General features: G+C 46.0%; 19 protein-coding genes and 8 tRNA genes. 18 read left to right on the forward strand and 9 right to left on the reverse strand.

Annotation, left to right across the window (positions count from 1 at the left end):
• Nucleotides 1-98: 98 nt before the first annotated feature.
• Both L5L97_RS04050 and rpoS read left to right on the forward strand, forming a co-directional pair.
• Nucleotides 99-995 carry a peptidoglycan DD-metalloendopeptidase family protein gene (locus tag L5L97_RS04050; protein ID WP_263181224.1) on the forward strand — a complete coding sequence of 299 codons (897 nt, stop codon included), beginning with the start codon at nucleotides 99-101 and terminating at the stop codon, nucleotides 993-995.
• An 81-nt stretch (nucleotides 996-1076) separates the two neighbouring features.
• Nucleotides 1077-2057 (forward strand): RNA polymerase sigma factor RpoS, encoded by a 981-nt coding sequence (rpoS, locus tag L5L97_RS04055; RefSeq protein WP_263181226.1) that lies wholly within the window; start codon nucleotides 1077-1079, stop codon nucleotides 2055-2057.
• Between the two features lie 132 nt (nucleotides 2058-2189).
• Here the strand turns inward: rpoS and mutS are convergent, their stop codons facing one another.
• Entirely contained in the window at nucleotides 2190-4760 is a 2571-nt protein-coding gene (mutS, locus tag L5L97_RS04060; protein ID WP_263173231.1) for a DNA mismatch repair protein MutS, read from the reverse strand.
• Between the two features lie 402 nt (nucleotides 4761-5162).
• Here mutS and recA point away from each other — a divergent pair, with 402 nt between their 5' ends.
• The 13 genes from recA to L5L97_RS04125 all read left to right on the forward strand — a co-directional run bounded on the left by recA (nucleotide 5163) and on the right by L5L97_RS04125 (nucleotide 12493).
• Nucleotides 5163-6230: a recombinase RecA gene (gene recA, locus L5L97_RS04065; protein ID WP_263181228.1), complete on the forward strand. Its 1068-nt coding sequence runs from the start codon at nucleotides 5163-5165 to the stop codon at nucleotides 6228-6230.
• A 17-nt stretch (nucleotides 6231-6247) separates the two neighbouring features.
• Nucleotides 6248-6718, forward strand: a complete 471-nt coding sequence (locus tag L5L97_RS04070) for a regulatory protein RecX (RefSeq protein ID WP_372833087.1) — start codon at nucleotides 6248-6250, stop codon at nucleotides 6716-6718.
• 319 nt (nucleotides 6719-7037) lie between these two features.
• Nucleotides 7038-9662, forward strand: coding sequence for an alanine--tRNA ligase (gene alaS, locus L5L97_RS04075; protein WP_263181230.1), 2625 nt, complete (start codon nucleotides 7038-7040; stop codon nucleotides 9660-9662).
• 9 nt (nucleotides 9663-9671) lie between these two features.
• Nucleotides 9672-10928 carry an aspartate kinase gene (locus L5L97_RS04080; protein ID WP_006082603.1) on the forward strand — a complete coding sequence of 419 codons (1257 nt, stop codon included), beginning with the start codon at nucleotides 9672-9674 and terminating at the stop codon, nucleotides 10926-10928.
• Nucleotides 10929-11046: 118 nt separating this feature from the next.
• A complete protein-coding gene (gene csrA / locus L5L97_RS04085; RefSeq protein WP_006082602.1) occupies nucleotides 11047-11244 on the forward strand; it encodes a carbon storage regulator CsrA in 198 nt (65 codons plus the stop codon).
• 205 nt (nucleotides 11245-11449) lie between these two features.
• Nucleotides 11450-11541 (forward strand) — tRNA-Ser (locus L5L97_RS04090).
• A gap of 22 nt (nucleotides 11542-11563) precedes the next feature.
• Nucleotides 11564-11640 (forward strand) — tRNA-Arg (locus tag L5L97_RS04095).
• A gap of 44 nt (nucleotides 11641-11684) precedes the next feature.
• Nucleotides 11685-11761, forward strand: a tRNA-Arg gene (locus L5L97_RS04100).
• 86 nt (nucleotides 11762-11847) lie between these two features.
• Nucleotides 11848-11924: transfer RNA gene (locus tag L5L97_RS04105), tRNA-Arg, on the forward strand.
• A gap of 49 nt (nucleotides 11925-11973) precedes the next feature.
• Nucleotides 11974-12050: transfer RNA gene (locus tag L5L97_RS04110), tRNA-Arg, on the forward strand.
• A gap of 49 nt (nucleotides 12051-12099) precedes the next feature.
• Nucleotides 12100-12176, forward strand: a tRNA-Arg gene (locus L5L97_RS04115).
• A 45-nt stretch (nucleotides 12177-12221) separates the two neighbouring features.
• Nucleotides 12222-12313, forward strand: a tRNA-Ser gene (locus L5L97_RS04120).
• Between the two features lie 103 nt (nucleotides 12314-12416).
• A tRNA-Arg gene (locus L5L97_RS04125) sits at nucleotides 12417-12493 on the forward strand.
• 604 nt (nucleotides 12494-13097) lie between these two features.
• Here L5L97_RS04125 and L5L97_RS04130 read toward each other — a convergent pair.
• The 3 genes from L5L97_RS04130 to pepA form a co-directional block, all read right to left on the reverse strand.
• Nucleotides 13098-15974 (reverse strand): valine--tRNA ligase, encoded by a 2877-nt coding sequence (locus tag L5L97_RS04130; protein ID WP_263181232.1) that lies wholly within the window; start codon nucleotides 15972-15974, stop codon nucleotides 13098-13100.
• Between the two features lie 20 nt (nucleotides 15975-15994).
• On the reverse strand, nucleotides 15995-16498 hold the full coding sequence (locus tag L5L97_RS04135; RefSeq protein WP_263140268.1) for a DNA polymerase III subunit chi: 504 nt from the start codon (nucleotides 16496-16498) through the stop codon (nucleotides 15995-15997).
• Between the two features lie 343 nt (nucleotides 16499-16841).
• The gene (gene pepA / locus L5L97_RS04140; protein WP_006082597.1) at nucleotides 16842-18350 is read right to left on the reverse strand and encodes a leucyl aminopeptidase; all 1509 of its coding nucleotides are present in this window, start codon (nucleotides 18348-18350) and stop codon (nucleotides 16842-16844) included.
• Between the two features lie 243 nt (nucleotides 18351-18593).
• Here pepA and lptF point away from each other — a divergent pair, with 243 nt between their 5' ends.
• On the forward strand, nucleotides 18594-19706 hold the full coding sequence (gene lptF, locus L5L97_RS04145) for an LPS export ABC transporter permease LptF (RefSeq protein WP_113939369.1): 1113 nt from the start codon (nucleotides 18594-18596) through the stop codon (nucleotides 19704-19706).
• On the forward strand, nucleotides 19703-20761 hold the full coding sequence (gene lptG / locus L5L97_RS04150) for an LPS export ABC transporter permease LptG (RefSeq protein WP_105251819.1): 1059 nt from the start codon (nucleotides 19703-19705) through the stop codon (nucleotides 20759-20761). Before lptF ends, lptG begins: the two co-directional genes overlap by 4 nt.
• A 107-nt stretch (nucleotides 20762-20868) precedes the next feature.
• Here the strand turns inward: lptG and L5L97_RS04155 are convergent, their stop codons facing one another.
• The 5 genes from L5L97_RS04155 to L5L97_RS04175 form a co-directional block, all read right to left on the reverse strand.
• Complete coding sequence (locus L5L97_RS04155) at nucleotides 20869-21378, reverse strand: RDD family protein (RefSeq protein ID WP_263173219.1); 510 nt, start codon at nucleotides 21376-21378, stop codon at nucleotides 20869-20871.
• Nucleotides 21379-21437: 59 nt separating this feature from the next.
• Complete coding sequence (locus tag L5L97_RS04160) at nucleotides 21438-21695, reverse strand: DUF2960 domain-containing protein (protein WP_006082593.1); 258 nt, start codon at nucleotides 21693-21695, stop codon at nucleotides 21438-21440.
• 30 nt (nucleotides 21696-21725) lie between these two features.
• A complete protein-coding gene (locus L5L97_RS04165; RefSeq protein ID WP_006082592.1) occupies nucleotides 21726-22076 on the reverse strand; it encodes a DMT family protein in 351 nt (116 codons plus the stop codon).
• Nucleotides 22073-22570, reverse strand: coding sequence for a GNAT family N-acetyltransferase (locus L5L97_RS04170; protein WP_113939489.1), 498 nt, complete (start codon nucleotides 22568-22570; stop codon nucleotides 22073-22075). The genes L5L97_RS04165 and L5L97_RS04170 overlap by 4 nt, the downstream gene beginning before the upstream one ends.
• Before the next feature lie 443 nt (nucleotides 22571-23013).
• Nucleotides 23014-24519, reverse strand: a complete 1506-nt coding sequence (locus L5L97_RS04175) for a carboxypeptidase M32 (protein WP_263181234.1) — start codon at nucleotides 24517-24519, stop codon at nucleotides 23014-23016.
• A gap of 393 nt (nucleotides 24520-24912) precedes the next feature.
• Between L5L97_RS04175 and L5L97_RS04180 the strand changes: the two genes are divergently transcribed.
• A complete protein-coding gene (locus tag L5L97_RS04180; protein ID WP_028761348.1) occupies nucleotides 24913-25548 on the forward strand; it encodes a YqiJ family protein in 636 nt (211 codons plus the stop codon).
• The last annotated feature ends 13 nt before the right edge of the window (nucleotides 25549-25561 follow it).

Genomic DNA, 25561 nt, shown 5'->3' on the forward strand with positions numbered 1-25561 from the left:
TTGTGTTGTGCTACTGTGTTAAGCGAAGTGCTTGTTTTGCACAGAAGGCGTCATTTTTTCATCATAAACAGTAATACAACCTTACCAAGGAGTTTTTATTGTTGAATGCGGGTTTACTTTTAAACCTTTGCTTTATATTTCTGCTTGTAGGCTGTAGCTTTCAGGCCAGCAGACCCGCACCCGTCGAAAATATTTCCCATAGCTACTCTAAAAATAGCAAAGGCCACATTAAATCGAATTCATATAAAGTTAAAAAAGGCGACACTCTCTACTCTATTTCTTGGGCTGCAGGGAAAGACTTTTCTGAAATAGCTAAACTTAATCAATTAGATAACCCTTATACAATTTACCCTGGACAGATTTTATATTTAGCTAATGCTAAATCTAGTAACCAATCAAAATCTACGACTTTAGATGGAAATATAACGGGTAATTCAGATGCTAACTCAAGTAAAAGTGATAAAAAACAATTAGATGATAAGATTTATCAGTCTAATGCTAAGTCAAGTGACGATCTGAAAAAAACACTTGATCAGAAAGCTAAGTCCGCGTACCTTGTAACAAGTTCCCAACAAAATGTTAACCGGCTAATGGTTCCACCCACCTCAACACTGCCAGCCAGTGTGAGTCAGTGGCAGTGGCCAGTAAGAGGGAAGTTAATCGGAACTTATTCTGCCAATGAGCAGGGAAATAAAGGTATTAAGATCGCGGGAAATCGGGGAGATATCATCAAAGCTGCTGCAGATGGGCGGGTGGTATACGCAGGAAGTGCTCTTAGGGGTTACGGTAATTTAGTGATTATTAAACATAGTGACGATTACCTTAGTGCTTATGCTCATACGGACAAGATCTTAGTCAAAGAAAAGCAACATGTCCTCGCAGGGCAGACTGTTGCAAAAATGGGCAATACAGGTGCCAATCGGGTAATGTTACATTTTGAAATTCGTTACCATGGACAGTCTGTAAACCCACTTACTTATTTACCTAAACAATGATTGTTTGGGGGCCTTGTTGGCAAATGGAGGATAGGAAATTGCACTAATTCAGCAGTTTAATTAGGTTTGGGAGATTTGATCATGAGCCGCATAAATAGCACTGCCGCAGAAGCACTAGTAGATTTTTCCGTAGAAACCGCAGACTTTGATCTTGAAAAAGAAGAAGTTGCCACCGATCTAGTCCAAGAGCTAGGAATAGAACAACAGGTCCAAGATGACCTGCAAAAAAATCTTGATGCCACTCAACTTTATCTAGGTGAGATTGGTTTTTCCCCACTGCTTAGCGCAGAAGAAGAAGTTTACTTTTCCCGTAAGGCCTTAAAAGGTTGTGCAAAATCCCGTAATCGCATGATCGAAAGTAATTTACGTCTCGTCGTAAAAATTGCACGTCGTTACAATAACCGCGGCTTAGCACTGCTTGATCTTATCGAAGAGGGTAATTTAGGTTTAATTCGTGCCGTAGAAAAGTTTGATCCAGAAAGAGGTTTTCGTTTTTCAACCTATGCGACTTGGTGGATCAGACAGACGATTGAACGCGCTATCATGAACCAAACTCGTACTATTCGTTTGCCTATTCATGTTGTTAAAGAACTCAACGTATACTTGCGTACTGCCCGTGAGTTAGCACAAAAACTGGATCATGAACCTACAGCGGAAGAAATTGCTGAAAAACTGCAAGTTTCTAGCTCTGATGTGAGCCGCATGCTTAAGCTGAATGAAAAAATTACCTCTGTTGATACGCCTTTGGGGGGCGATAACGAGAAAGCATTATTAGATGTATTGGCCGATGATGATAGTGTTGGCCCTGACTATAAAGTGCAAGATGAAGACATCTCTAACTCTGTGGTGAAATGGCTTAACGAGTTGAACACAAAACAAAGAGAAGTATTAGCCCGTCGTTTTGGTTTGTTAGGTTATGAACCTTCTACGCTTGAAGATGTGGGGGCTGAGATTGGTTTAACCCGTGAACGTGTTCGTCAAATCCAAGTGGAAGCATTAAAACGCTTACGTGATTTATTGGGTTCTCAAGGTTTATCTGTTGAAGCTCTATTTAGAAACTAAAATCTGTCTTCTGGTGCCTTTCAGAGAAGCTATCCAGAAAATGCACTTAGTGTGAGATCACGCCATAAAGTAAAACGCCCACTATAGAGTGGGCGTTGTTATTTTTAGGCTTTTATTTAGATCACCTGATGTTTAGCTCAAGCGTTTCAGTTCATAGAGTAAATCAAGCGCCTGTTTTGGCGTTAAGTTATCGGGATTAATGCTACTTAATTTAGTCAAAGCTGGATTTTCAACCGGTTCAGGTAAAGCGAGTAAGCTTTGAATGGGCGTCCTCGTTCCTTCTGGTTGGTGATCGCGACTCTCCAATTGCTGCAATTTATGTTTCGCTGCTTTAATCACTTTGTTTGGCACGCCGGCAAGCGCCGCAACTTGTAAGCCGTAGCTTTTACTGGCGGCGCCTTCTTGTACTGCATGCATAAAGGCGATGGTATCATCGTGCTCTATGGCATCAAGGTGCACATTGTAAACACCTGCCATTAAGTCAGGTAATTGAGTTAGCTCAAAATAATGGGTGGCGAATAGGGTCATAGCCCCTACTTGCTGGGCTAAATATTCCGCCGCCGACCAAGCTAGTGATAAACCATCATAGGTGGATGTTCCACGCCCGATTTCATCCATTAACACTAAACTACTGGCAGTGGCATTGTGCAGGATGTTGGCAGTTTCAGTCATTTCTACCATAAAGGTTGAGCGGCCAGAGGCCAGATCGTCTGATGCGCCAATACGGGTAAAGATGCGATCAATCGGGCCAATCAGGGCGCGATCTGCTGGCACAAAACAACCAATATGGGCCATCAGCGTAATCAAGGCGACTTGACGCATATAGGTCGATTTACCGCCCATGTTAGGTCCGGTGACAATCAACATACGTCTTTGATTGTGCAAGGTCACTGGGTTAGCGATAAACGGCGTTTGGCTAACACGCTCCACCACTGGATGGCGACCTGCGTCTATTTGTACGCCGATATCTTGGCTCAGCTCTGGACAAGTGTAGCCTAAGGTTTCGGCACGCTCGGCAAAGTTACTCAGTACATCAAGCTCAGCCGCTGCTCTAGCAAAAGCCTGTAATTCATGTAATTTCGGCAGAATAAGATCGAATAACTGTTCCCATAACTGCTTTTCGAGTGCCAGCGCTTTACCTTGGCTCGAGAGGACTTTTTCTTCGTATTCCTTAAGTTCGGGCGTGATATAACGCTCCATATTCTTAAGTGTTTGGCGTCGTTGATAATTGAGCGGTACTTGTGAGGATTGCAGGCGGCTTACTTCGATGTAATAGCCGTGTACGCGGTTATAGCCGACTTTAAGTGTATTGATGCCAGTACGTTCTTTTTCTCTGGCTTCAAGTTGTACTAAGTAATCACTCGCTCCTTCGCTCAGACCGCGCCATTCATCTAGTTCGCTGTTGTAGCCTTCACGGATCACCCCGCCATCGCGGATAAGCATAGGTGGATTATCGACTATCGCGCGCTCAAGTAGGGCTTGCTCAGCGGGGAACTCGCCTAAGTGTTGACGCAATTGAGTCGTGTGCGGCGCGCTCAGTGTACTTAAACTCTGTTGTAATTCAGGCAATAAGCCCAGAGCTTGACGTAAACGTGCAAAGTCCCTTGGACGGGCAGTGCGCAGGGCTAACCTTGCCATGATACGTTCGATATCGCCAAGTGCCTTTAACTGCTCATGCAAACCTTCGTGGGCTGCGGTATCGAGGAGTTCAGTCACCGCCTGTTGGCGCGCCTTAATTTGCTTAGGATCTCGCAGAGGCTGATGGATCCAGCGTTGTAACATACGACTGCCCATAGGCGTTGCCGTGTTATCTAATACTGCGGCTAAGGTATTATCGCGGCCACCGGCAAGGTTTTGAGTGAGTTCTAGATTTCGGCGAGTTGCCGCATCGAGTACTATGCTATCGGTTTGATTGAAGCGGATAATGGCATTGATATGGGGCAGTGCCGTGCGCTGTGTGTCTTTGACATATTGCATCAAGCAACCCGCAGCTTGCAGTGATAAACGTGCATCTGCGATACCAAAACCATGTAAGTCTTTAGTGCCAAACTGAGCTAGCAGTAACTTGATACTCGTATCGTAATCAAATTCCCATTCAGGGCGACGACGTTTACCTTTAAAACCGTTAAGTAGACCTAGTTCGCCAAAGTCTTCACTGTAGAGAATTTCAACGGGATTAGTGCGTTGCAATTCTGCTTCTAATGACTCTCGCGTGTCGAGCTCTGCAATCACAAAACGTCCGGATGAAACATCTAATGTGGCATAACCAAAACCAACTTTACCTTGATAAACCGCGGCTAACAGATTGTCTTGGCGTTCTTGTAGCAACGCTTCGTCGGTTAAAGTGCCTGGCGTGACAATTCGCACCACTTTACGTTCTACTGGCCCTTTAGATGTCGCGGGATCGCCAATCTGTTCGCAAATCGCAACTGATTGACCAATTTGAACTAATTTTGCAAGATAGCCTTCCACAGCATGGTAAGGAAGCCCCGCCATCGGAATAGGATCGCCACCACTTTTACCGCGCGCAGTGAGTGAAATGCCTAACAGCTCAGAAGCGCGTTTAGCATCGTCATAAAACAACTCGTAGAAGTCACCCATGCGATAAAACAGCAACATATCGTGATGTTCTGCTTTCATCGTCAAGTACTGACGCATCATAGGAGTATGTTTTTCTAAATCATCGGTATCAATTACATTCATTAAATCGTTATCGTCCGTTGTGGCTGCCTAAAGGCGATACAGTTTGTGTGGTTAAGGGTGATTAAGCGCTATGGAAGCGGAAGACTGCTGTACAATTTTCAGCTAAAAAGACCACGCAAAATTTGTTGCGCCAATCTTAGCAATAATTTAGTGAAAATTGAGCCCTTAACGATGGATATTGATCAAAGGGAGCTATTATCTGATTTGATATTCGCTAAAACCTTGGCCATATTAAAAATCCTATCAGCTAAAAATAATTCAGTCACAGGTCTTGATACTGTATGATTGTACAGTATACTAGTCAGCAGAATTAAGACAAAAAGCGCGGCTTTTTGAATTACCCGTTTGTAAATTGAATATCACTTTTGACAGCTTAATGCTTGTCTTGATGAGGGAACAGGAATGAAGGTCGATCCAAATAAAGAGAAAGCACTTGCTGCGGTATTGATCCAAATTGAGAAACAATTTGGTAAAGGCTCCATCATGAAGCTGGGCGAAGATCGCTCTATGGATGTTGAGACCATTTCTACCGGTTCTCTGTCTCTGGACGTTGCTTTAGGTGCTGGCGGTTTGCCAATGGGTCGTATCGTTGAGATCTATGGTCCTGAATCATCAGGTAAAACAACACTGACTTTAGAAGTGATTGCGGCAGCGCAACGTGAAGGCAAAACCTGTGCCTTTATCGATGCAGAGCATGCACTAGACCCTATTTATGCTAAAAAATTGGGCGTAGATATTGATAACCTGCTGTGTTCACAACCGGATACCGGCGAGCAAGCGCTTGAGATTTGTGATGCTTTAACTCGTTCAGGCGCTGTTGACGTTATCGTAGTCGACTCCGTGGCGGCATTAACGCCTAAAGCTGAAATCGAAGGCGAAATTGGTGATTCTCACATGGGCCTAGCGGCGCGTATGATGAGCCAAGCCATGCGTAAACTTGCGGGTAACTTAAAGCAATCTAACACCTTACTTATCTTCATCAACCAAATTCGGATGAAAATTGGTGTGATGTTCGGTAACCCAGAAACTACAACCGGTGGTAACGCGCTGAAGTTTTATGCTTCTGTTCGTCTAGACATTCGCCGCACTGGTGCCATTAAAGACGGCGATGAAGTTGTCGGTAACGAAACTCGCGTTAAAGTGGTGAAAAATAAGGTTGCAGCGCCGTTTAAGCAAGCTGAGTTCCAAATCCTTTATGGCCAAGGTATTAACCGTACTGGTGAGTTAGTAGACTTAGGCGTAGCCCATAAGTTGATTGAAAAAGCGGGCGCTTGGTACAGCTATAAAGGTGACAAAATCGGCCAAGGTCGTGCTAATGCTGGCAAATATCTGACTGAAAACCCAACTATTGCTGCTGAAATTGACAAGACGCTACGTGAGTTGCTTTTGAGTAATCCGAGTGCCTTGGCTGCCAAAGCTGATGATAGTACTGAGGACAATATTGATTTAGAGACAGGCGAAGTATTCTGAGTCAGTCAGCCCATCAAATTGCGGTCGCGCTGTTAGCGCGCCGCGATTATTCCCGTTTACAAATCCGCGATAAATTGCTCGAAAAAGGTTTCGAAATTAACGATATCGAACCTGTACTCGATGCTTGCGAATCCTCCGGTTTTATTAATGATGCTCGTTATGCCGAACTGTTGGTGCGAAGCCACATCAGTCGAGGCCACGGTGCAATACGCATCCGCCAAGCCATCGCACAGAAAGGCTTATCTAAAGACTGTATTGAAGCCGCTTTGGTTAATTGTGATTGTGACTGGTTTGAGCTAGCAAAAGATAAAGCCACCAAAAAATACGGTGTTCCTCGCGTAACAGAAGTGAAGGGCTCTAAAGCTCGGGATCTCATCGTGAAGGAAAAAGCCAAACGAGTGCGTTTTTTAATGGGCCAAGGCTTTAGCTACGATCAAATCACTTACGCACTAGATTCAGATCCCAATGATCTCGATGAAAATTATTAAATTTGGAGCTAAGACTGTAAAAGCTCATCTAAATATCATCAATGAGTCTTGTCCATTTCGTACTCCACATTAGACTCACTTGCTTAAATATTGTCCGTGCCGCGATAAACTTACACCGTCTTTATTTGTGCTTTATCTTGTCGTTTTGCTTCTAGTGACTCTGGTGTGGGCGATTCACGCTAAAATATTAAATTCCTGATGTGTATATCACCAATCAAGACTGGTCGTCCTTCCTTAGTCTGCTTATAATGCTGGGCAAATAGAAATACGGCTAGCCTAAGGCGTAGCTGGTAATGCTTACCCAATTCAGGATGATTTCATGTATCAAACTACAGCAGAGCTCAGAAGCGCTTTCCTCGAATTTTTCCGCAGCAATGGTCATCAAGTTGTGGACAGTAGTTCATTAGTGCCAGGCAACGATCCCACACTTTTATTTACCAATGCAGGCATGAACCAGTTCAAGGACGTGTTTCTTGGCATGGACAAACGCAATTATACGCGTGCGACCACTGCTCAACGTTGTGTACGCGCCGGTGGTAAACATAACGATTTGGATAACGTTGGTTACACAGCACGTCATCACACCTTTTTCGAAATGCTAGGTAACTTCAGTTTTGGAGATTATTTCAAAGAAGAAGCGATTCGTTTGGGCTGGACTTTTTTAACTGAAACGTTAAAGCTGCCGAAGGAACGTCTGTGCGTCACTATTTATCAGACAGATGATGAAGCCTTTGAAATCTGGAATAAAAAAATTGGTGTCGCTGCCGAGAACATCATACGTATCGGTGACAATAAAGGTGCTGCCTTTGCGTCAGATAACTTCTGGCAAATGGGTGATACCGGTCCTTGTGGTCCATGTACTGAGATTTTTTATGATCATGGTGATCATATTTGGGGCGGACGTCCTGGCAGTCCTGAAGAGGATGGTGATCGTTTCATCGAAATCTGGAACATCGTTTTCATGCAGTACAACCGTCAAGCATCGGGTGAAATGTTACCTTTGCCTAAGCCCTCGGTTGATACAGGTATGGGGATTGAGCGTATTGCTGCGATTATGCAGGGCGTACATTCTAACTACGAAATCGATATTTTCCGTACTTTGATCGCTAAAGCGGCAGAAATCATCGGCGTAAGCGATTTAACCGAGAAGTCACTGCGCGTCATTGCCGACCATATCCGTTCATGTGCATTCCTTATTGCCGATGGCGTTATGCCGTCGAACGAAGGCCGCGGTTATGTGCTGCGCCGCATTATCCGCCGCGCAGTTCGCCATGGTAACAAGTTGGGCGCGACCGAAGCTTTCTTCTATAAGTTGGTTCCATCTTTGATTGCGGTGATGGGCGATGCGGCTAAAGGGTTAGCTGAGACGCAAGTCATTGTTGAAAAAGCGCTGAAAGCGGAAGAGGAGCAATTTGCCCGTACGCTTGAACGTGGTTTAGGTATTTTAGATACGGCCTTAAACGAGTTGAAAGGCGACACTTTAGACGGCGAAACCGTATTTAAGCTGTATGACACCTATGGCTTCCCAATGGATTTGACCGCTGACGTCTGTCGTGAGCGCAACATCATTGTCGATGAAGCAGGTTTCGAAGTCGCCATGGCTGAGCAACGTAGCCGCGCCCAAGCTGCTGGTAACTTTGGTGCAGATTACAACGCAGCGCTGAAAATCGATGCTGAAACCGCATTCACTGGTTACACCGAATTAGCGGGCCAAGCTAAGGTCACCGCGATTTATCAAAATGGTGAGTCAGTGACGGCGATCAAAGCGGGTGATGAAGCCGTTGTCGTGCTCGATGTAACACCTTTCTACGCGGAATCTGGCGGTCAAGTAGGCGATAAAGGCCAATTGGTTGCAAACGGTATTGAGTTTACGGTAAACGATACGCAAAAGTATGGTCAAGCAACGGGCCATCAAGGTGTTTTGGCTACAGGTAGCTTGAGCGTTGGCCAAGTTATTGAAGCGAAAGTGGACAAAAAACTGCGTCACCGTACTCAGTTAAACCATTCTGTTACGCATTTACTGCATGCCGCACTGCGTCAAGTGCTCGGTACTCATGTCTCGCAAAAAGGTTCTTTGGTTGATCCTGAGCGTTTACGTTTTGACTTCTCCCATTTCGAAGGCGTAAAAGCTGCTGAATTAAAAGAAGTTGAAGAATTAGTTAACACTCAAATTCGTCGTAACCATGAGCTGAAAACCGCTGAAATGGGCATAGATGAAGCTAAAGAGAAAGGCGCTATGGCACTCTTTGGTGAGAAATATGATTCACAAGTGCGTGTTGTGACTATGGGCGATTTCTCTATCGAATTGTGTGGCGGTACCCATGTGGGTCGCACTGGCGATATCGGCTTATTTAAAATCACCTCTGAAGCAGGTATTGCTGCGGGTGTACGTCGCATCGAAGCCGTGACTGGCGCTGCTGCTATGGCTTATGTGGCGCAGCAACAAGCTGAACTGGAAGAAGCCGCTGCCTTATTGAAAGGCGATGCCAACTCAGTGGTGGCTAAGTTAAAAGCGCAGCTCGATAAGATGAAGCAACTCGAAAAAGAAATGGCGCAGTTGAAAGATAAGCTAGCGGCGGCAGCGAGTGCTGATTTAGTGGGTGATGCCGTTGTAGTTAATGGCGTTAACGTACTGATCAAAAAATTAGACGGCGTTGAGGCAAGTTCATTACGTGGCTTGCAAGATGAATTAAAACAGAAATTGAAATCGGCCATTATCGTGCTTGGCACTGCGCAGGAAGGGAAAGTTAACCTGATCGCGGGTGTAAGTAACGATCTGATCGGTAAAGTCAAAGCGGGTGAGCTCGTCGCTATGGTCGCTGCACAAGTGGGCGGTAAAGGCGGTGGTCGTCCTGATATGGCTCAAGCGGGCGGTAGCCAGCCAGAAAATCTGGATGCGGCATTGGCTCAAGTATTACCTTGGATTACTGAGCGTCTAGCTTAAGAGGTTGCTGTGCCCCAAAAACGAAAGCTTAGTGGTAGCAAGCTTTTTGTGAAAAAGTTCGGCGGCACTTCGGTGGGTTCTATTGAACGTATCGAAGCGGTCGCTGAGCAGATTACAAAGTCAGCTCACAATGGTGAGCAGCAAGTCTTAGTTTTATCCGCGATGGCGGGTGAGACGAATCGCCTGTTTGCACTTGCAGCACAAATTAATCCGCGCGCCTCGGCGCGCGAGTTAGACATGCTAGTCTCGACGGGTGAGCAAGTGAGTATTGCTTTGATGTCGATGGCGCTACAACGTCGCGGCATAAAAGCAAAATCCCTTACGGGCGATCAAGTGCAAATTCATACAAATAGTCAATTTGGCCGCGCCAGCATTGAGCGAGTTGATACTGAATATTTGCAGTCTTTGCTTGCCGATGGTGTTGTGCCGATCGTTGCAGGGTTTCAGGGCATCGATCCTCAAGGCGAAGTGACCACCTTAGGACGCGGTGGTTCAGATACCACTGCAGTAGCCTTAGCGGCAGCGTTAGAAGCCGATGAATGCCAGATTTTTACCGATGTGGCTGGGGTATTTACCACAGATCCGAATATTGATAGCAGTGCACGTCGCCTCGATGTGATTGGGTTTGATGTGATGCTCGAAATGGCAAAGCTCGGCGCTAAAGTATTGCATCCCGATTCTGTTGAATACGCCGAGCGTTTTCGCGTACCGCTGCGAGTATTGTCGAGCTTTGAAGCTGGGCAGGGGACGTTAATCCAATTTGGCGACGAGTCGGAATTAACGATTGCCTCGTTAGTGCAAGGTATCGCGATTAATAAGGCGCTGGCAACGCTAACGATTGAAGGGCTGTTTACCACCAGTGAACGTTATCAAGCGCTGTTAGGCTGCTTAACGCGATTGGAAATCGATGTGGAATTTATTTCTCCATTGAGGATCCATGAGGATGATCCTTCGGGTCGCGTCAGTTTTATGCTCGCTGAAGCTAAGGTCGATACTCTACTTAATGAGCTCGAAGGCTTAAGTGAAAGCCTCGCACTCGGGCCATTGATTATCGAACGTCAACGTGCAAAAGTATCTTTAGTTGGCAAAGGTTTACAGGCAAAAATGGGATTATTGACTAAGATGTTAGAAGTCTTGGGTAATGAAACTATTCATGCTAAGTTACTCACGACGTCAGAGAGTAAATTATCAACCGTTATCGATGAAAGGGACTTACACAAGGCGGTTCGGGCGTTACATCACGCTTTCGAGCTAAATAAGGTGTAATTAAATAACCGTTTGAGTATTGAATACTATTAATTTGTACTAAGCTGACCTTATAATAAGCCCATCTACCGGATGAGTGCCGTGTGTAAGCTGAATTAAGAAATAAAGGAGCTATCGAATGCTGATTTTGACTCGTCGTGTTGGCGAAACACTGATGATTGGTGATGAAGTCACAGTTACAGTGCTAGGGGTAAAAGGCAATCAAGTGCGTATTGGTGTGAATGCACCAAAAGAGGTTTCTGTTCATCGCGAAGAAATCTACCAACGCATTCAATCTGAAAAATCAGGTACACCATCGGAAGGTGGTAACTTTTAGTACCTTGTTTTGGCAAGTGTACTACGGCAACAGAAGAGTCAGTTTTTTAACTGGCTTTTTTATTTTTTAGACCGAAAGATTGGCGTAAATCAATACATTGGCTTGATATAACAGCAATGTGATTAAAAACAGTTCAAATGGAATCTGTTTCGGAAAAAGGGTTTGACTTATTTTCGTCAAACAGTAATATGTGCGCCAAGAAAACGGAGAGGTGGCCGAGTGGCCGAAGGCGCTCCCCTGCTAAGGGAGTATGGGCTTTAACTCCCATCGAGGGTTCGAATCCCTCCTTCTCCGCCATTTCTTAAAGATAGAAAACAGTGCGCGTGTAGCTCAGCTGGATAGAGTACCTGGCTACGAACCAGGCGGTCGGAGGTTCGACTCCTTCCACGCGCACCATTTTTTATTAGTGTTTGATGTAAAAGTAAATTTAGATACAAGTCGCGCGTGTAGCTCAGCTGGATAGAGTACCTGGCTACGAACCAGGCGGTCGGAGGTTCGACTCCTTCCACGCGCACCATCTCTGCATTAGTTAATCTTTAACTCGTCAGTTTTGAATTTCATAAGAAATTTTGTAGATAATTGCTTATAGCAAAGAGTTAAAATGCGCGTGTAGCTCAGCTGGATAGAGTACCTGGCTACGAACCAGGCGGTCGGAGGTTCGACTCCTTCCACGCGCACCAATTTAGATTAATATGATTTAAATCGTATTAATGTTTTACCGTTTAACATGCGCGTGTAGCTCAGCTGGATAGAGTACCTGGCTACGAACCAGGCGGTCGGAGGTTCGACTCCTTCCACGCGCACCAATTTAAATTAATATGATTTAGGTCGTATTAGTGTTTTACCGTTTAACATGCGCGTGTAGCTCAGCTGGATAGAGTACCTGGCTACGAACCAGGCGGTCGGAGGTTCGACTCCTTCCACGCGCACCAATATAGTTAACAAGATACGTCTTGTTGATTTAAAGCGTTAAACGCGGAGAGGTGGCCGAGTGGCCGAAGGCGCTCCCCTGCTAAGGGAGTATGGGCTTTAACTCCCATCGAGGGTTCGAATCCCTCCTTCTCCGCCATTCTATTCTCTTAGTCGAGGGGAATAGAATAAATTTTCGAGATAAAAGTGCTTATCCTAGACTCAATCTTGATTGGATCTATTAGAAGTACAAAAACGAGTTTGCGCGTGTAGCTCAGCTGGATAGAGTACCTGGCTACGAACCAGGCGGTCGGAGGTTCGACTCCTTCCACGCGCACCATATAGATAAGCCCTGCAAGCAATTGCAGGGCTTTTTTATTTTTTAATCTGTAATGGTTTAACTCATTATATTTTTACCCGCTTAGGTTTAACCTTAACTTTGCATCATCATCTTTTGCCTTACCTTAGTATCTTCGGTATCGCTATCTTTAGCCATTTCGCTTTAAACACTTCTCTTTCTTAGGTTCAACTCACTGAAGAATCTGCTTTTGCCTGTGTTGAGAGTCTATGACGACATTGGATATCTATGTCAGCACTCAATGTCAGTCTCTCAGAGCTGTCTCGGGAGGTATTAGCTGTTCTTTAGTCTACATGTGTGGTGTTTACGTATGTCGGCAGTGATGGGCTACGTGTGAGCTCATGAGCGATAGACCACGGGGAATGATGAGGATGAATGGTGTGGTGGTTTCAATACAGTGCCGTAGGTTAAATGACAGTGTTTAGAGTTGACTCGGGTTAAAGGCGGCATCTGGCTCAAGAACGTAGATTAAGGCTCATAATTGCTCATAGATTGCAGCGATATAGATACAAGGAGGGCAGCCAAGTGGCTGCCCTTCATTCAGTTAGAACTAATCATAACAAGTGAATCAGAGTAAATGAGAAGCTTAAGCTTCTAACTTAGCGAACTCTGATTTTTGTTCATTGAGTTTGTCCATATCTCGCTTGAGATCGGCCATCTTGGCGCGCTCTTTGTCGATAACCTCGGCTGGAGCTTTTGCCACAAAACCTTGGTTTGACAATTTGCCTTCGATGCGAGCGATCTCTTGGCCGAGCTTTTCAAGCTGTTTATCGATACGGGCCATTTCGGCGGCGACATCGATCAAGCCTGCCATAGGGATCAGCAGCTCCATTTCGCCAATCAAACCTGTGGTCGACATAGGCGCAGTTTCGCCATCGGCTAAAATGGTCATGCTTTCTAAGCGGGCAAGTGTGGTGAAGAAGGTTTGGTTGGCTTCAACACGGGCTTTATCCTGCGCACTAACACCACGAAGTAGGGCATTTAGCGGTTTAGATGGGGCAATGTTCAGTTCGGCGCGAATGTTACGCACAGCGACGATCACTTGCTTAACCCATTCTAAATCGGCCATTGCTGCGCTATCGACTTTAGCGGCATCAAATGTTGGGAACGGTGCCAGCATGATGGTATCACCAGCGACACCAGCTAACGGTTTAACGCGCTGCCAAATGGTTTCAGTGATATACGGCATCATAGGGTGCATCAGGCGTTGCATCGCTTCGAGTACTGTCACTAAGGTGTGACGGGTGCCGCGCATTTGCGTTTCGCTGCCGTTTTGCAATACCGGTTTGGTTAACTCTAAGTACCAGTCACAGAACTGGTTCCAAGTGAACTCATACAGGGTATTGGCCGCTAAGTCGAAACGGTAGGCTGTCATGTGATCGTCAAAGGTCTTAACGGTTTGATTGAACAAGCCAATAATCCAGCGATCGGCCAACGACAGTTCCATCTCGCCGCCTTTGTGCTCTGGTGAGCCTGGGCCGCAATCTTGATCTTCTGTGTTCATCAGCACGTAGCGTGAGGCGTTCCATAACTTGTTACAGAAGCTACGGTAACCGTCTAAGCGCTTCATATCCCAGTTGATGTCACGACCCGTTGATGCCATTGCCGCAAGCGTAAAGCGCAGTGCATCAGTGCCGTGGGCTTCGATACCGTCGGCAAACTCTTTGCGAGTGCTCTTTTCAATTTTAGCGGCCAGTTGTGGCTGCATCATATTACCGGTACGTTTTTCAACGAGATCTTCAAGGCCGATACCGTCGATCATGTCTAATGGATCGAGTACGTTACCTTTAGATTTTGACATCTTGTTACCCGCTTCATCGCGGATAAGACCGGTTACGTACACGGTTTTGAACGGGACTTGTGGCTTGCCGTCTTCATCTTTGATGAAGTGCATGGTCATCATGATCATACGGGCAACCCAGAAGAAGATGATGTCAAAACCTGTCACCAACACGTCGGTTGGGTGGAAGGTTTTTAAATCTTCTAAATTGTCAGGCCAACCTAAGGTTGAGAACGTCCACAGGGCTGAGCTGAACCAAGTGTCCAGTACATCTTCGTCTTGGCGTAATGTCATAGAGTCGGCGATATTGTGCTTAGCACGTACATCGGCTTCGTTGCGGCCGACATAGACTTTGCCATTTTCGTCGTACCACGCAGGGATGCGGTGACCCCACCACAATTGACGCGAAATACACCAGTCTTGAATGTCGCGCATCCACGAGAAGTACATGTTCTCGTATTGCTGCGGCACAAATTTAATGCTGCCATTTTCAACTGCTTCGATAGCGGTTTTCGCCATTGGCGCAACAGCTACATACCATTGGTCGGTCAGCATCGGCTCGATAACCACACCGGAGCGATCACCGTAAGGCACTTTCAAGGCGTGAGGCGCGATTTTTTCGAGCAGCCCTAAAGTGTCAAATTCAGCGACGATAGCATCGCGGGCTTTAAAACGATCAAGTCCGGCAAAGCGTTCAGGCAGGCTGCCATCGAGCGTTTTGTTAAAGGTACCGTCAGAGTTCACCACTTCGGCGCTCACGCGAATGGCGGCATCTAAGGTCAGCACGTTGAACATGGGTAGGTTGTGACGTTTACCGACTTCATAGTCGTTAAAGTCATGGGCCGGGGTGATCTTCACGCAACCTGTACCAAAGGCCATGTCGACGTAATCGTCGGCCACGATAGGAATGCGGCGGTTAACAATCGGCAACAGAATAAACTTACCGACCAGCGCTTGATAGCGTTCATCATCGGGATGCACTGCAACCGCACTGTCGCCGAGCATGGTTTCAGGGCGCGTGGTTGCGACTTCTAAATAGTCTTTACCATCGGCCGTCAGTTCACCGTCGGCCAGTGGATAACGCAGATGCCACATGTGGCCCTGTTTTTCTTTGCTTTCCACTTCTAAATCAGAGATAGCCGTGTGCAGCTTTGGATCCCAGTTGACCAAACGCTTACCGCGATAAATCAACTCATCTTCGTACAGACGTACAAACACTTCTTGTACTGCCTTGGACAAGCCTTCGTCCATAGTGAAACGCTCGCGGTCCCAATCAACAGAAGCGCCCATACGACGTAGCTGCTTAGTGATAGTGCCGCCCGATTGTGCTTTCCATTCCCACACTTTATCCATAAAGGCATCGCGACCTAGGTCATGGCGATTCTTGCCTTCTTCGGCTTCAAGCTTGCGCTCAACCAACATTTGGGTGGCGATACCCGCATGGTCAGTACCGACTTGCCATAGGGTATTTTTGCCTTTCATCCGTTGGTAACGGGTCAAGGTATCCATGATGGTGTCTTGGAAGGCGTGGCCCATGTGCAAGCTGCCCGTCACGTTTGGTGGCGGGATCATGATGCAATAATTGCCTTGGGATTCATCGCCGTGTGGCTTGAAGTAACCTTGCTCTTCCCAATTTTGGTAAAGCGTTTGCTCGATGGACTGCGGATCGTATGTTTTTTCCATGGGAACGTGTCTGTCTCAAACTAATTAAGTGGATGTGTTGCTAAGTCTTGGGTCTGTAAATTGACCCCTAAGCCGCGATACTGTCGATAACGTTCGCGAGCGACCGCTTTATGCTGATCGTCATTGGCAACAAAATCGATAATGTGGCCAAAGTTTACCGCAAATGGGGGCGCTTGGTCTGCAAGATTAATCAGAACTTGGCGACTTTTGTTGGCGCCGAGGCGATCAAAACCGATTTCAACCGGCGATCCCGTCATCGGGCCTTCACCTTTGAGGTTATGGGGTACAAAGGCACTTGGCTCAAACTGCCATAAAAGTTCATCAATTGCATGGGCTTGCTGTTTATCTTGGCAATGGATATAGACCCATTGTTGCTTCACAAAAGCCTGCTGCGCCAGTTGGCATGCCAGAAGATGCATCTCGCAAAGTGCAGGGTTCGCATTCGCGGTTGCAACAGGTGAATCAGCCTTGGTTTTGGCAGGCGATGCCACTGGCGGCATAAGATAAAACAGCACTTGAGTCATGATTTCAATGCCTTGCTTCACTTGTTTTAGTGGCGAACGAGAGCAGCAGTTTACACTAAAAGTCAGTATGGGTTAATGCTTAGGGCAAACCTTACAGTGAGGTTTTATCTATCACTGTCTGGCGGGACTTAATGGGATGCTTTCAAACCGTTGGAGATGAAGAGGGTAGAACTATAACTCTTTGAAAAATGATTCTAAAACCATTAATTGTTCAGTTTTTTTATTTTCTTAATTTATTCAGGAAATCGATTTTCTGATTAAATTAAGAAAATAAAAAAGGCGAAGATTTTCATCTTCGCCTTTCATTTATCGAGCCTTTAACACACTAAGGCCGGATAGTTGGTTATTCGCCGAGTTCGACGCCAGCACGATTGATCAGGAACTGAGTCAATAGTGGCACTGGACGGCCCGTAGAACCTTTGTTAGCACCGCTATTCCAAGCTGTGCCTGCAACGTCTAAGTGAGCCCAGTTGTACTTTTTAGCAAAGCGCGAAAGGAAACATGCTGCAGTGATAGCTCCAGCAGGACGGCCACCTAAGTTGGTCATGTCAGCAAATGGGCTGTCGAGCATATCTTGATACTCATCCCACAATGGCATGCGCCATGCGCGGTCACCACTTTGCTCACCGGCACTTAATAGCTCGTGTGCCAGAGGGTTATGCGATGAGAACAGACCCGATGCGTGTTTACCAAGGGCAATCACACACGCGCCAGTCAGGGTTGCAGTATCGATAACTAATTCAGGATCGAAACGCTCAACATAGGTTAATACGTCACATAGGACTAGACGGCCTTCCGCATCGGTATTTAACACTTCAACGGTTTGACCTGACATAGTGGTCAGAATGTCACCTGGACGGTAAGCATTACCCGATGGCATGTTTTCACAGCCAGCCAGAATACCGACAACGTTGATAGGTAACTTCATATCACAGATGGCTTTCATGGTGCCGATAACACCTGCTGCGCCGCCCATGTCGTACTTCATTTCGTCCATGGCTTCGCCAGGCTTCAATGAAATACCACCCGAGTCGAAGGTTAACCCTTTACCGACTAATACGATGGGTTTTTCTGTGCTATCGACAGCGCCCTTGTATTCCATCACCGTCATAATAGATTCATTGGCACTGGCGCGACCGACTGCAAGGTATGAGTTCATGCCCAGTTTGGCCATTTGCTCTTCACCGATAGTGGTGACATGCAGAGTGTCGTGTATTTCAGCCATTTGGCGAGCTTGAGAAGCTAAATAGGCTGGATTACAGATGTTCGGTGGCATGTTTGCTACATCGCGACATAAATGCATGCCAGCAGATACTGCCATACCATGCTCGATGGCGCGCTCACCTAAGGTTAATTCACGGCGAGTCGGGACATTGAATACTAATTTACGCAGTGGACGGCGAGTTTCACCTTTGCGGGTCTTCAGGGCATCAAAGCTATAAAGACTGCTATTAGTGGTTTCAACCGCTTGACGTACTTTCCAATACGTATCGCGTCCTTTCACGTGCAGTTCAGTTAAGAAGCAAACGGCTTCCATTGAACCCGTTTCGTTAAGGGTGTTGATTGTCTTAGTGATGATTTGTTTGTATTGGCGTTCGTCTAATTCTCGTTCTTTGCCACAACCTACTAATAATACACGTTCACTCAATACGTTAGGAACATGGTGCAGCAATAACATCTGGCCAGGTTTACCTTCCAGATCGCCGCGACGCAGTAGGTTACTGATATAACCTTCGCTAATTTTATCTAATTGCTCCGCGATACCCGACAGACGACGGGGTTCATAAACACCGACCACGATACAGGCTGAGCGTTGTTTTTCGGGGCTACCGCTCTTTACGCTAAACTCCATGAGCACTCCTAGATTCTTAAAGACAAATTTTTATATTTATTGGATAATGTCTGCTTGTCCCGAAAAGGGCCTAAGTTATTACTCCAAAGGTGATTTATTCTCGGCGCTTGAGTCACGCATTTCGTGACGTTAAGTTTACCTAGAACCCCTGAAGCTGGTCAGAAAACTATCAAAAGTAAACAGTTTACATGAAAGTTAGTCTGTTACCAGCAAAAAGATAAGTTTAGAGACCGGATCCTGCCTGTGATTGTATTTAAATACCTTATTCGAGAAGTTTTAAAGGCACAAATTGCGGTACTTTTAGTGCTGTTAACTATTTTTATTAGCCAGCATTTCGTGCGTATACTGGCCGATGCCTCCGACGGCGATTTTCCCGCCTCTTTAATCATGACTCTGATTGGGCTTAACTTGCCTTATCTGGTGATCTTAGTGCTGCCGTTAAGTTTGTTCTTGGGTATTTTACTGGCCCACGGCCGTATGTATTCCGAAAATGAAATGGTCATTCTCCACGGTGTTGGGGTCAGTGAGTGGTATGTCACCCGCGTAACGCTGATCCTCGCCGTGATCAATATGCTGTTTACTGGCTATTTATCCCTTTATGTTGCTCCTTGGGCAGAAGAACAGCAAAACCAAGTGCTCGAAAAAGCCCAGTCTGAAGCGGGTCTTGCCGCCTTAATCCAAGGGCGTTTTCAGGCGAGTCCCAATGGTCGCGCGGTATTATTTGTTGAGCGTATTGGTAAAGATAACGAGTTAGATAAAGTGTTTGTAGCCCAGTTGCCAGATCCTGATGATGAAACTGGCGTGACCAATGTCGTGGTGGCTAAAGGTGGACGAGTACAGGAAGATAGTTCAGGTGCTCAACAATTGAACTTGAATGACGGCGTGCGTTATCAAGGCAGCCCGAAGGCGAAGGACTACCAAATGATCGAATTTGGTGGTTATAAAATGCAAATTAAAGAGCAGCAAGTTGATGAGCGTCGCCGTAAATTATCTGCACTGCCCGTTGATGAACTCGTGAAAATTGAAGGTGCTGAAGCCGCGGCTGAATTCCACTGGCGTCTTGCTATCCCGCTCGCGATTCCAATTATGACACTGATTGCTGTACCGTTAGCGCGGGTGAATGTGCGCCAAGGTAAGTTTGCTAAGATGTTCCCGGCAGTTCTTTTGTACCTTGGCTATTTTGGACTGATGGTCGCGGGACGTAAGGCATTGCAAGATGGGATTATTCCACTGTATTTAGGTATGTGGTGGATCCATGTTTCTGCGCTCTTGATGGGGTTATTCTTGCTTGGCAAAGATAGGCCTATTTTCAGTCGTATATCGTCCTTGTTTGCCAATAAGAAGGTGGCAGCATGAAGATATTAGACCTTTATATCGCCAGAATATTGTTAAGCACTTCAGCGCTTTGTTTGCTGGTGTTGACTGGTTTGTCGGGCATCATCAAATGGGTTGATCAGCTGCGTTTAGTTGGCCGTGGCACCTACAGCATGATGGATGCTGGCATCTATGTTTTATTTTTAGTGCCACGGGATATTGAAATGTTTTTCCCTATGGCCGTCTTGCTAGGCGCTTTGATTGGTATGGGAATGTTGGCATCGAATTCCGAACTTGTGGTGATGCAAGCTTCTGGCATGTCACGTTTGCAGATCACTATGTCGGCGATGAAAACTGCTGTGCCTTTGATGTTATTGGTGATGGTTTTAGGGGAGTGGGGCGCACCGATTGCTGAGCAAAAAGCGAATGAGTTACAAGCTGTTAAACTCTCTGGCGGGAGTTTAATTAAGTCCCATCGTGGAATTTGGGCAAAGGATGGTGATTTGTTCGTTAATATTGGTGAAGTTGAAAACATCAATAAACTCAGCAATATCACGCTTTATAAATTCAATAGCGAACTTAAGCTCACCAACGTAGTTCACGCAGACCGAGCGGTATTTTCCCAAGATCGCTGGCGTTTATTTGACGTTAAACGTACTGATTTAAGCTATGAAAAAGTCGTGCTTGAGTATCTTGAAGAAGACCAATGGCAATCGAGTTTAACGCCAGATAAGCTCAGCGTAGTGTCGATTAAACCCGAGGCATTATCTATACGTGGTCTGGTCGGCTATCTTGATTACCTTAAAACTAACAGTCAAGATCCCAGCCGTTATGAGCTTGCTTTATGGCGCAAGGTGATGCAGCCCGTGACGGTCGCAGTGATGATGTTAGTGGCACTGTCGTTTGTATTTGGTCCGTTGCGGACTGTGACTATGGGCGCGCGTGTATTACTTGGGGTTGTAGCAGGTTTTAGCTTTTATATCAGTAATGAGATTTTTGGCCCCATGAGTATAGTGTATGAGCTACCCGCTTATGTGGGGGCTGTTGCGCCAAGCTTGTTGTTTACTGGCGTTGCCTTCTACTTTATCCGGCGATGATACGCAGCTTATTACTCCTTACTCCGGATTCCGTCAATTAAAAATAGCCCATAAAAAACGACGCTTTTGCGTCGTTTTTTGTATTTCGGATTTACTTAAGAATACACTTATGCGCCGTGCCAGTTACGCATTTGGTTGGCTTCTTTAGACAGCACGACCACTTCCGAGCGAGTCATCATATCCTGCAGTGCGCGCTTATCATCATTGATTAAAATCCATAAATTGCCAATGCCGAGCAGTGACCAAATGATGCGAGCGTAGGCAGTGATCAGGCTTAAGTTTTGGCCATTAGGATGTTGAATTTTAAGCCGCCAAGCGCGCATCCCTAAGGTTTGACCGCCCTTACTCCAGAATAATGCATAGAAAGTGCCGACACACAAGGCAAGCCAAAGTTGATAAATTCCCTGATAAGCTGGCGTGCCATTGAGTGCATCTGAGACATGCTCAAAGCCATTCATGCCAGCCAGTCCTGAAGCGGTGAGGCCGTAGAAAATCCCAAAGCCCATTGCGCCAGCAACCATATAGACGGCCACGGCTAACATCGAATCGTAAACTGCAGCGCCTAGGCGGCGGAAGAATCCTGCGCGGGGGAAGTTAGCATGTTCGGTATTGAGCATTACAGTGTCCTGTTATTGAAGTGCTTAAAGCTAATACAAAAAACAATTAATACATTAGCTTAGGCTTCAGGTTCTTCATCTCTGACAAAGTGGATATTGCTAAAACCAAAGCGGGCAAACTCTACTTTCCTGAATTCTTTTTCAGCCTTGGCACCTTTACGAGATGTCATGGCGACTTGTTGTTCCATAGCCAAAAATTTGGTCAGATCTATGCCCTCGGCTTCGGCCACAGCTTCATATAAATCATGGTGTTTGTCGTAGCTAAAGGCGATAGTTTTCGTCTTACCTTTGAAGGTATAAGTGACTTGACGGGCCATGGGGGGAGCTCTCCTGAAATAAGTCTGAAATTAATTAAATTCACTTCTAAAAATAAAATACACAGCACCTAAGATGCACAGTCCTGCCCACAGATAATCGAGCTTCAATGGTTCTTTCATATAGAAATAGGCAAAGGGGACAAACAAACTTAAGGTGATGACTTCTTGTAAAATTTTTAACTGGCCGACATTCATTACTGTGTAGCCGATACGGTTAGCAGGCACTTGCAGCAAGTATTCAAATAGGGCGATACCCCAGCTCACTAAGGCCGCAATAATCCAAGGTTTTGAGCCTAGCGTTTTCAAATGCCCGTACCAAGCAAAGGTCATAAAAATATTACTTAAGCAAAGTAAACCGATAGTGGTTAGGGTTGGATTCATTTTTCATCTCTATGATTAAATTTATAAATCATATACATAGCATCGTCAGTATAGCTGCCAAGACATTTATCGATTGCCTTAGGTTTAAAACCCATTTTAAGCCAATAGCTGTCGGCACCTTGTACGGCTACGAGGGATAAGGAATTGAGATTATAGCGATCCGCCAATAGTGTTAGGCGGGTCAGCGCCTTAGCGCCAGCGCCTAAACCTTGGGCTTTAGCCGAAATCGCAATATCGTGTAGGTATAAGGTATCAGCCTTGGGTAAATGGGTGATGGGCTGATATAGCGCGGGCGGCATATTGGCGGTCCATGGGTGAGCCAAGCAATAACCGACAACCGATTTATCCACTTCGAACACAAAACAGGACTGAGGTGATACCTGCCATTTACTTTGCAGTACGTGCAGTGGCTCAGGATCCAGTTGTGAGTAACACTCGTCTTGGATCGCTAAAATGGCATCCCAATCCTCTGGGGTGATTGCACGCAGTAACATGGCCGACATTTATCCTGTTTCAAGAGTCCTGTTGAAAGAACACCGTGGAAAGAGTCCTGATTCAAATAAGTTCGGCATTATAACCTCAAGCGGCTTAAAAATGCAGGCTCCAGCGGCAATATAAAGCGCTTTAAAACCCGTATAAACTGAGCTTTCAGCGCTTGTATACCCAAACAACCTGAAGATACAGGATTCAGCGGGAATTTAACGCACTTTAGGCAAGGCGGTTATTTGCAGACCTAGCGGGCTAAGTTAAAAATAACCAACACAGCATAAAGTGCGTTAAAACCCGCCGGGACGGAGCGCCTAGGGCACTCCACTTCCGTGTTGCATCAATTCAAAAGGTGGCCGACATTCAGTCATTGATGCGCCTTGAATTGATGCACCCTAGGCGCTCTGAAACTCGACTCTTCAGGTAGCTTGGGTATAAGCATTAGCAGCGGTTAAATGCCCAGATATCGTTGGCGCAGGTGACGCTCAAGATATTGACCATTTAGGGTTTCGCCCGTTGCTTGGCGGATCAGTTCATCGGTTGTGAGCAAAGATCCCTTAGACCAAATGTGTTCACTCAGCCATTGGAATAACGAGTTCAACTTGCCTGTATCGATTAGGGTTTCAATTGGCCCTAAGGCTTTTTCCATCGCAAAACGGCATTGGGCGGCATACATGGCGCCTAAGGTGTAACTTGGGAAATACCCTAGTTCACCAACGGCCCAATGAATATCCTGCATGCAACCGTCTCGGTAGTTGCCATCGGTATTAATCCCCAGTAGTTGTTGCATCTGCGTCGACCAAAAATCAGGTAAATCCTCTACGGTTAAGCTGCCGTCGATAAAGGCTTTTTCTGCCTCAAAGCGCAGTAAAATGTGGCAAGGATAGGTGACTTCATCTGCATCTACACGGATAAGTCCTGGCGCTACGCGGGTGTAATGCTGTGCTAATTCTTGGGCGCTAAAATGACAATTGAGATGTTGCGCAATTTTAGGCTGCAATTGGCGTAAAAATGCCGGATTTGCCCCGAGTTGCATTTCGCAGAATAGACTCTGGCTCTCGTGGATACCCATAGAACGCGCCAGTCCCGCAGGTTGTCCACGCCACGCTTGAGGTAAACCTTGCTCGTATCTGGCATGGCCTGTTTCATGAACTATGCCCATGATAGCACTACTGAAATCAGCCTCATTGTAGCGAGTCGTTATCCGTACATCGCTTGGTACGCCGCCACAGAATGGATGGCTGCTGATATCTAGCCTGCCGTGATTAAAGTCAAACCCCAGAAAATCCATTACGTCTCGGCCTAGGGCTTGCTGCGCGCTAACATCGAAGGGACCATTTAGCGTTAACTTAGGCTCGTTTGCCTGTTTAGCCAGCACTTCTTGGATAAGTGTCGGTAGCCAATTTTTCAGTCCGCCAAAGGTTTGCTCCAGCTTTGCCGAGGTCATTCCCGGCTCAAATTTATTGAGCAGGGCATCATAGGGGGAAATATTCTGGGCTTCGCCGCGGATCTGCGCTTCTTCCTTAGCAAGTGCAATTACGGCTTTGAGGTTTGGTTTAAAGCCTTGCCAGTCATTATTTTTACGTTGTTCACGCCACGCATTCTCACATTGATAGGCCATTTTAGTTTTGGCTTGCACGAGAGCGCCGGGCACTAAATTTGCCTGTTGATATTGGTACTGCATTTCCCGCAGGTTAGCTTGTTGTTCCGTTGTGAGAGATTCGTCCGTCGCGCTGTGTAAGTGTTCGGCTAAGACGGTTGAGGTTTTGAGTGTGTGGATATGTCGCGCCAGTTCAGCCATTGCATCGCCGCGATCGCTATTACCGCCCATAGGCATCATGGCTGCTTGATCCCAGTCACCAAGAGCGCTGAAATGTTCAAAGTGAGAAATTTTTTGAAAATGTGCTGTCAGTTTATCGTAACTTGGTGTTGGTACTTTGCTCTTGGGTGAGTCCATGGAATTTCCCTTCTGGCGCATCAAATTCTGCGCGAATAAATAACAATAACAGGATGATCATACAATGACGTCAACAGTATACTCAAACAACCTGAAGATGCAGGACCATTTATTGCTCCTGAATAAATGGCATCCACGCCATATATGGCGATTACGGCTATTTGCAGCGCTAGCGGGCTAAGTTAAAAAGAGAGTTGCAGTGTTAAAGTGGTTTTCGATAGGGTACTCGTAGCGAAGATGGCCACGCGATTTTGGCGCAGCAGAGTGATAGTCAAAATCTATTTTAGGGACAATTTTTAGTTTGGAAATTGTGCTTGCCTTGCTATTCTGTTGTGGTTAAGTCGATAATTACAGTGAAATAAATGGAATGCTGTATTGTTCAAGGAGATGACTATGTGGGCGTTTTTAGTTGAACAGCCTAATTTACCTTACACCATAGCTTTTGCCTGCGTACTGGCCCTTGGTGTGTTTGAAGTCTTCGCATTATTCATAGGTTTAAGCATGTTAAGTGCGTTAGACCAATGGGTGCCTGCTGATGTGGAATATGATGCTGATGTGGGCGCGGGTGGACTCACGGGCATTGCCGGTTGGCTGTGTCTAAATAGACTCCCATTACTTATTTGGTTTGTGCTTGCGCTGACCAGTTTTGCGATTGCGGGTTATATCGTCAATTTTATCAGTGTTAGTCTTGCTGGTTTTTTACTGCCGCAACTGTTCACTTTACCCATTGCTATTGTCGCCAGTGCATTTTCTTGCCGTTATTTTGGCCGAGTACTTGCTGATCATTTGCCTAAAAATGAATCGAGTGCGATCTCGCTAGATGATCTTAGCGGCTATGTCGGCACTATCACCTTAGGTTGCGCAATTAAAGGCATGCCCTCTGAAGCTGTCGTTCGCGATAAACATCAACAAAAACATTATGTTTTAGTCGAGCCCGAAACTTCGGATATCGAGTTTGCCTCAGGCACTCAAGTCGTGCTGCTTAAGCGAGAAGGCCGAGTCTGGTCTGCTACGCGTTTTGATAATTAATCTTCCCAAGCCA

It is taken from the genome of Shewanella sp. SM71, from assembly GCF_025653905.1.
GTDB lineage: Bacteria > Pseudomonadota > Gammaproteobacteria > Enterobacterales > Shewanellaceae > Shewanella > Shewanella oncorhynchi.

What these genes read in the sequence shown, in the direction of transcription:
- L5L97_RS04170 (WP_113939489.1), bottom strand. Translation starts at nt 22,570, where the DNA reads ATGTTACTGCGTGCAATCACCCCAGAGGATTGGGATGCCATTTTAGCG.
- csrA (WP_006082602.1), top strand. Translation starts at nt 11,047, where the DNA reads ATGCTGATTTTGACTCGTCGTGTTGGCGAAACACTGATGATTGGTGAT.
- L5L97_RS04160 (WP_006082593.1), bottom strand. Translation starts at nt 21,695, where the DNA reads ATGGCCCGTCAAGTCACTTATACCTTCAAAGGTAAGACGAAAACTATC.
- mutS (WP_263173231.1), bottom strand. Translation starts at nt 4,760, where the DNA reads ATGAATGTAATTGATACCGATGATTTAGAAAAACATACTCCTATGATG.
- recA (WP_263181228.1), top strand. Translation starts at nt 5,163, where the DNA reads ATGAAGGTCGATCCAAATAAAGAGAAAGCACTTGCTGCGGTATTGATC.
- lptG (WP_105251819.1), top strand. Translation starts at nt 19,703, where the DNA reads ATGAAGATATTAGACCTTTATATCGCCAGAATATTGTTAAGCACTTCA.
- L5L97_RS04130 (WP_263181232.1), bottom strand. Translation starts at nt 15,974, where the DNA reads ATGGAAAAAACATACGATCCGCAGTCCATCGAGCAAACGCTTTACCAA.
- L5L97_RS04180 (WP_028761348.1), top strand. Translation starts at nt 24,913, where the DNA reads ATGTGGGCGTTTTTAGTTGAACAGCCTAATTTACCTTACACCATAGCT.
- rpoS (WP_263181226.1), top strand. Translation starts at nt 1,077, where the DNA reads ATGAGCCGCATAAATAGCACTGCCGCAGAAGCACTAGTAGATTTTTCC.
- L5L97_RS04135 (WP_263140268.1), bottom strand. Translation starts at nt 16,498, where the DNA reads ATGACTCAAGTGCTGTTTTATCTTATGCCGCCAGTGGCATCGCCTGCC.
- pepA (WP_006082597.1), bottom strand. Translation starts at nt 18,350, where the DNA reads ATGGAGTTTAGCGTAAAGAGCGGTAGCCCCGAAAAACAACGCTCAGCC.
- alaS (WP_263181230.1), top strand. Translation starts at nt 7,038, where the DNA reads ATGTATCAAACTACAGCAGAGCTCAGAAGCGCTTTCCTCGAATTTTTC.
- L5L97_RS04155 (WP_263173219.1), bottom strand. Translation starts at nt 21,378, where the DNA reads ATGCTCAATACCGAACATGCTAACTTCCCCCGCGCAGGATTCTTCCGC.
- L5L97_RS04165 (WP_006082592.1), bottom strand. Translation starts at nt 22,076, where the DNA reads ATGAATCCAACCCTAACCACTATCGGTTTACTTTGCTTAAGTAATATT.
- L5L97_RS04175 (WP_263181234.1), bottom strand. Translation starts at nt 24,519, where the DNA reads ATGGACTCACCCAAGAGCAAAGTACCAACACCAAGTTACGATAAACTG.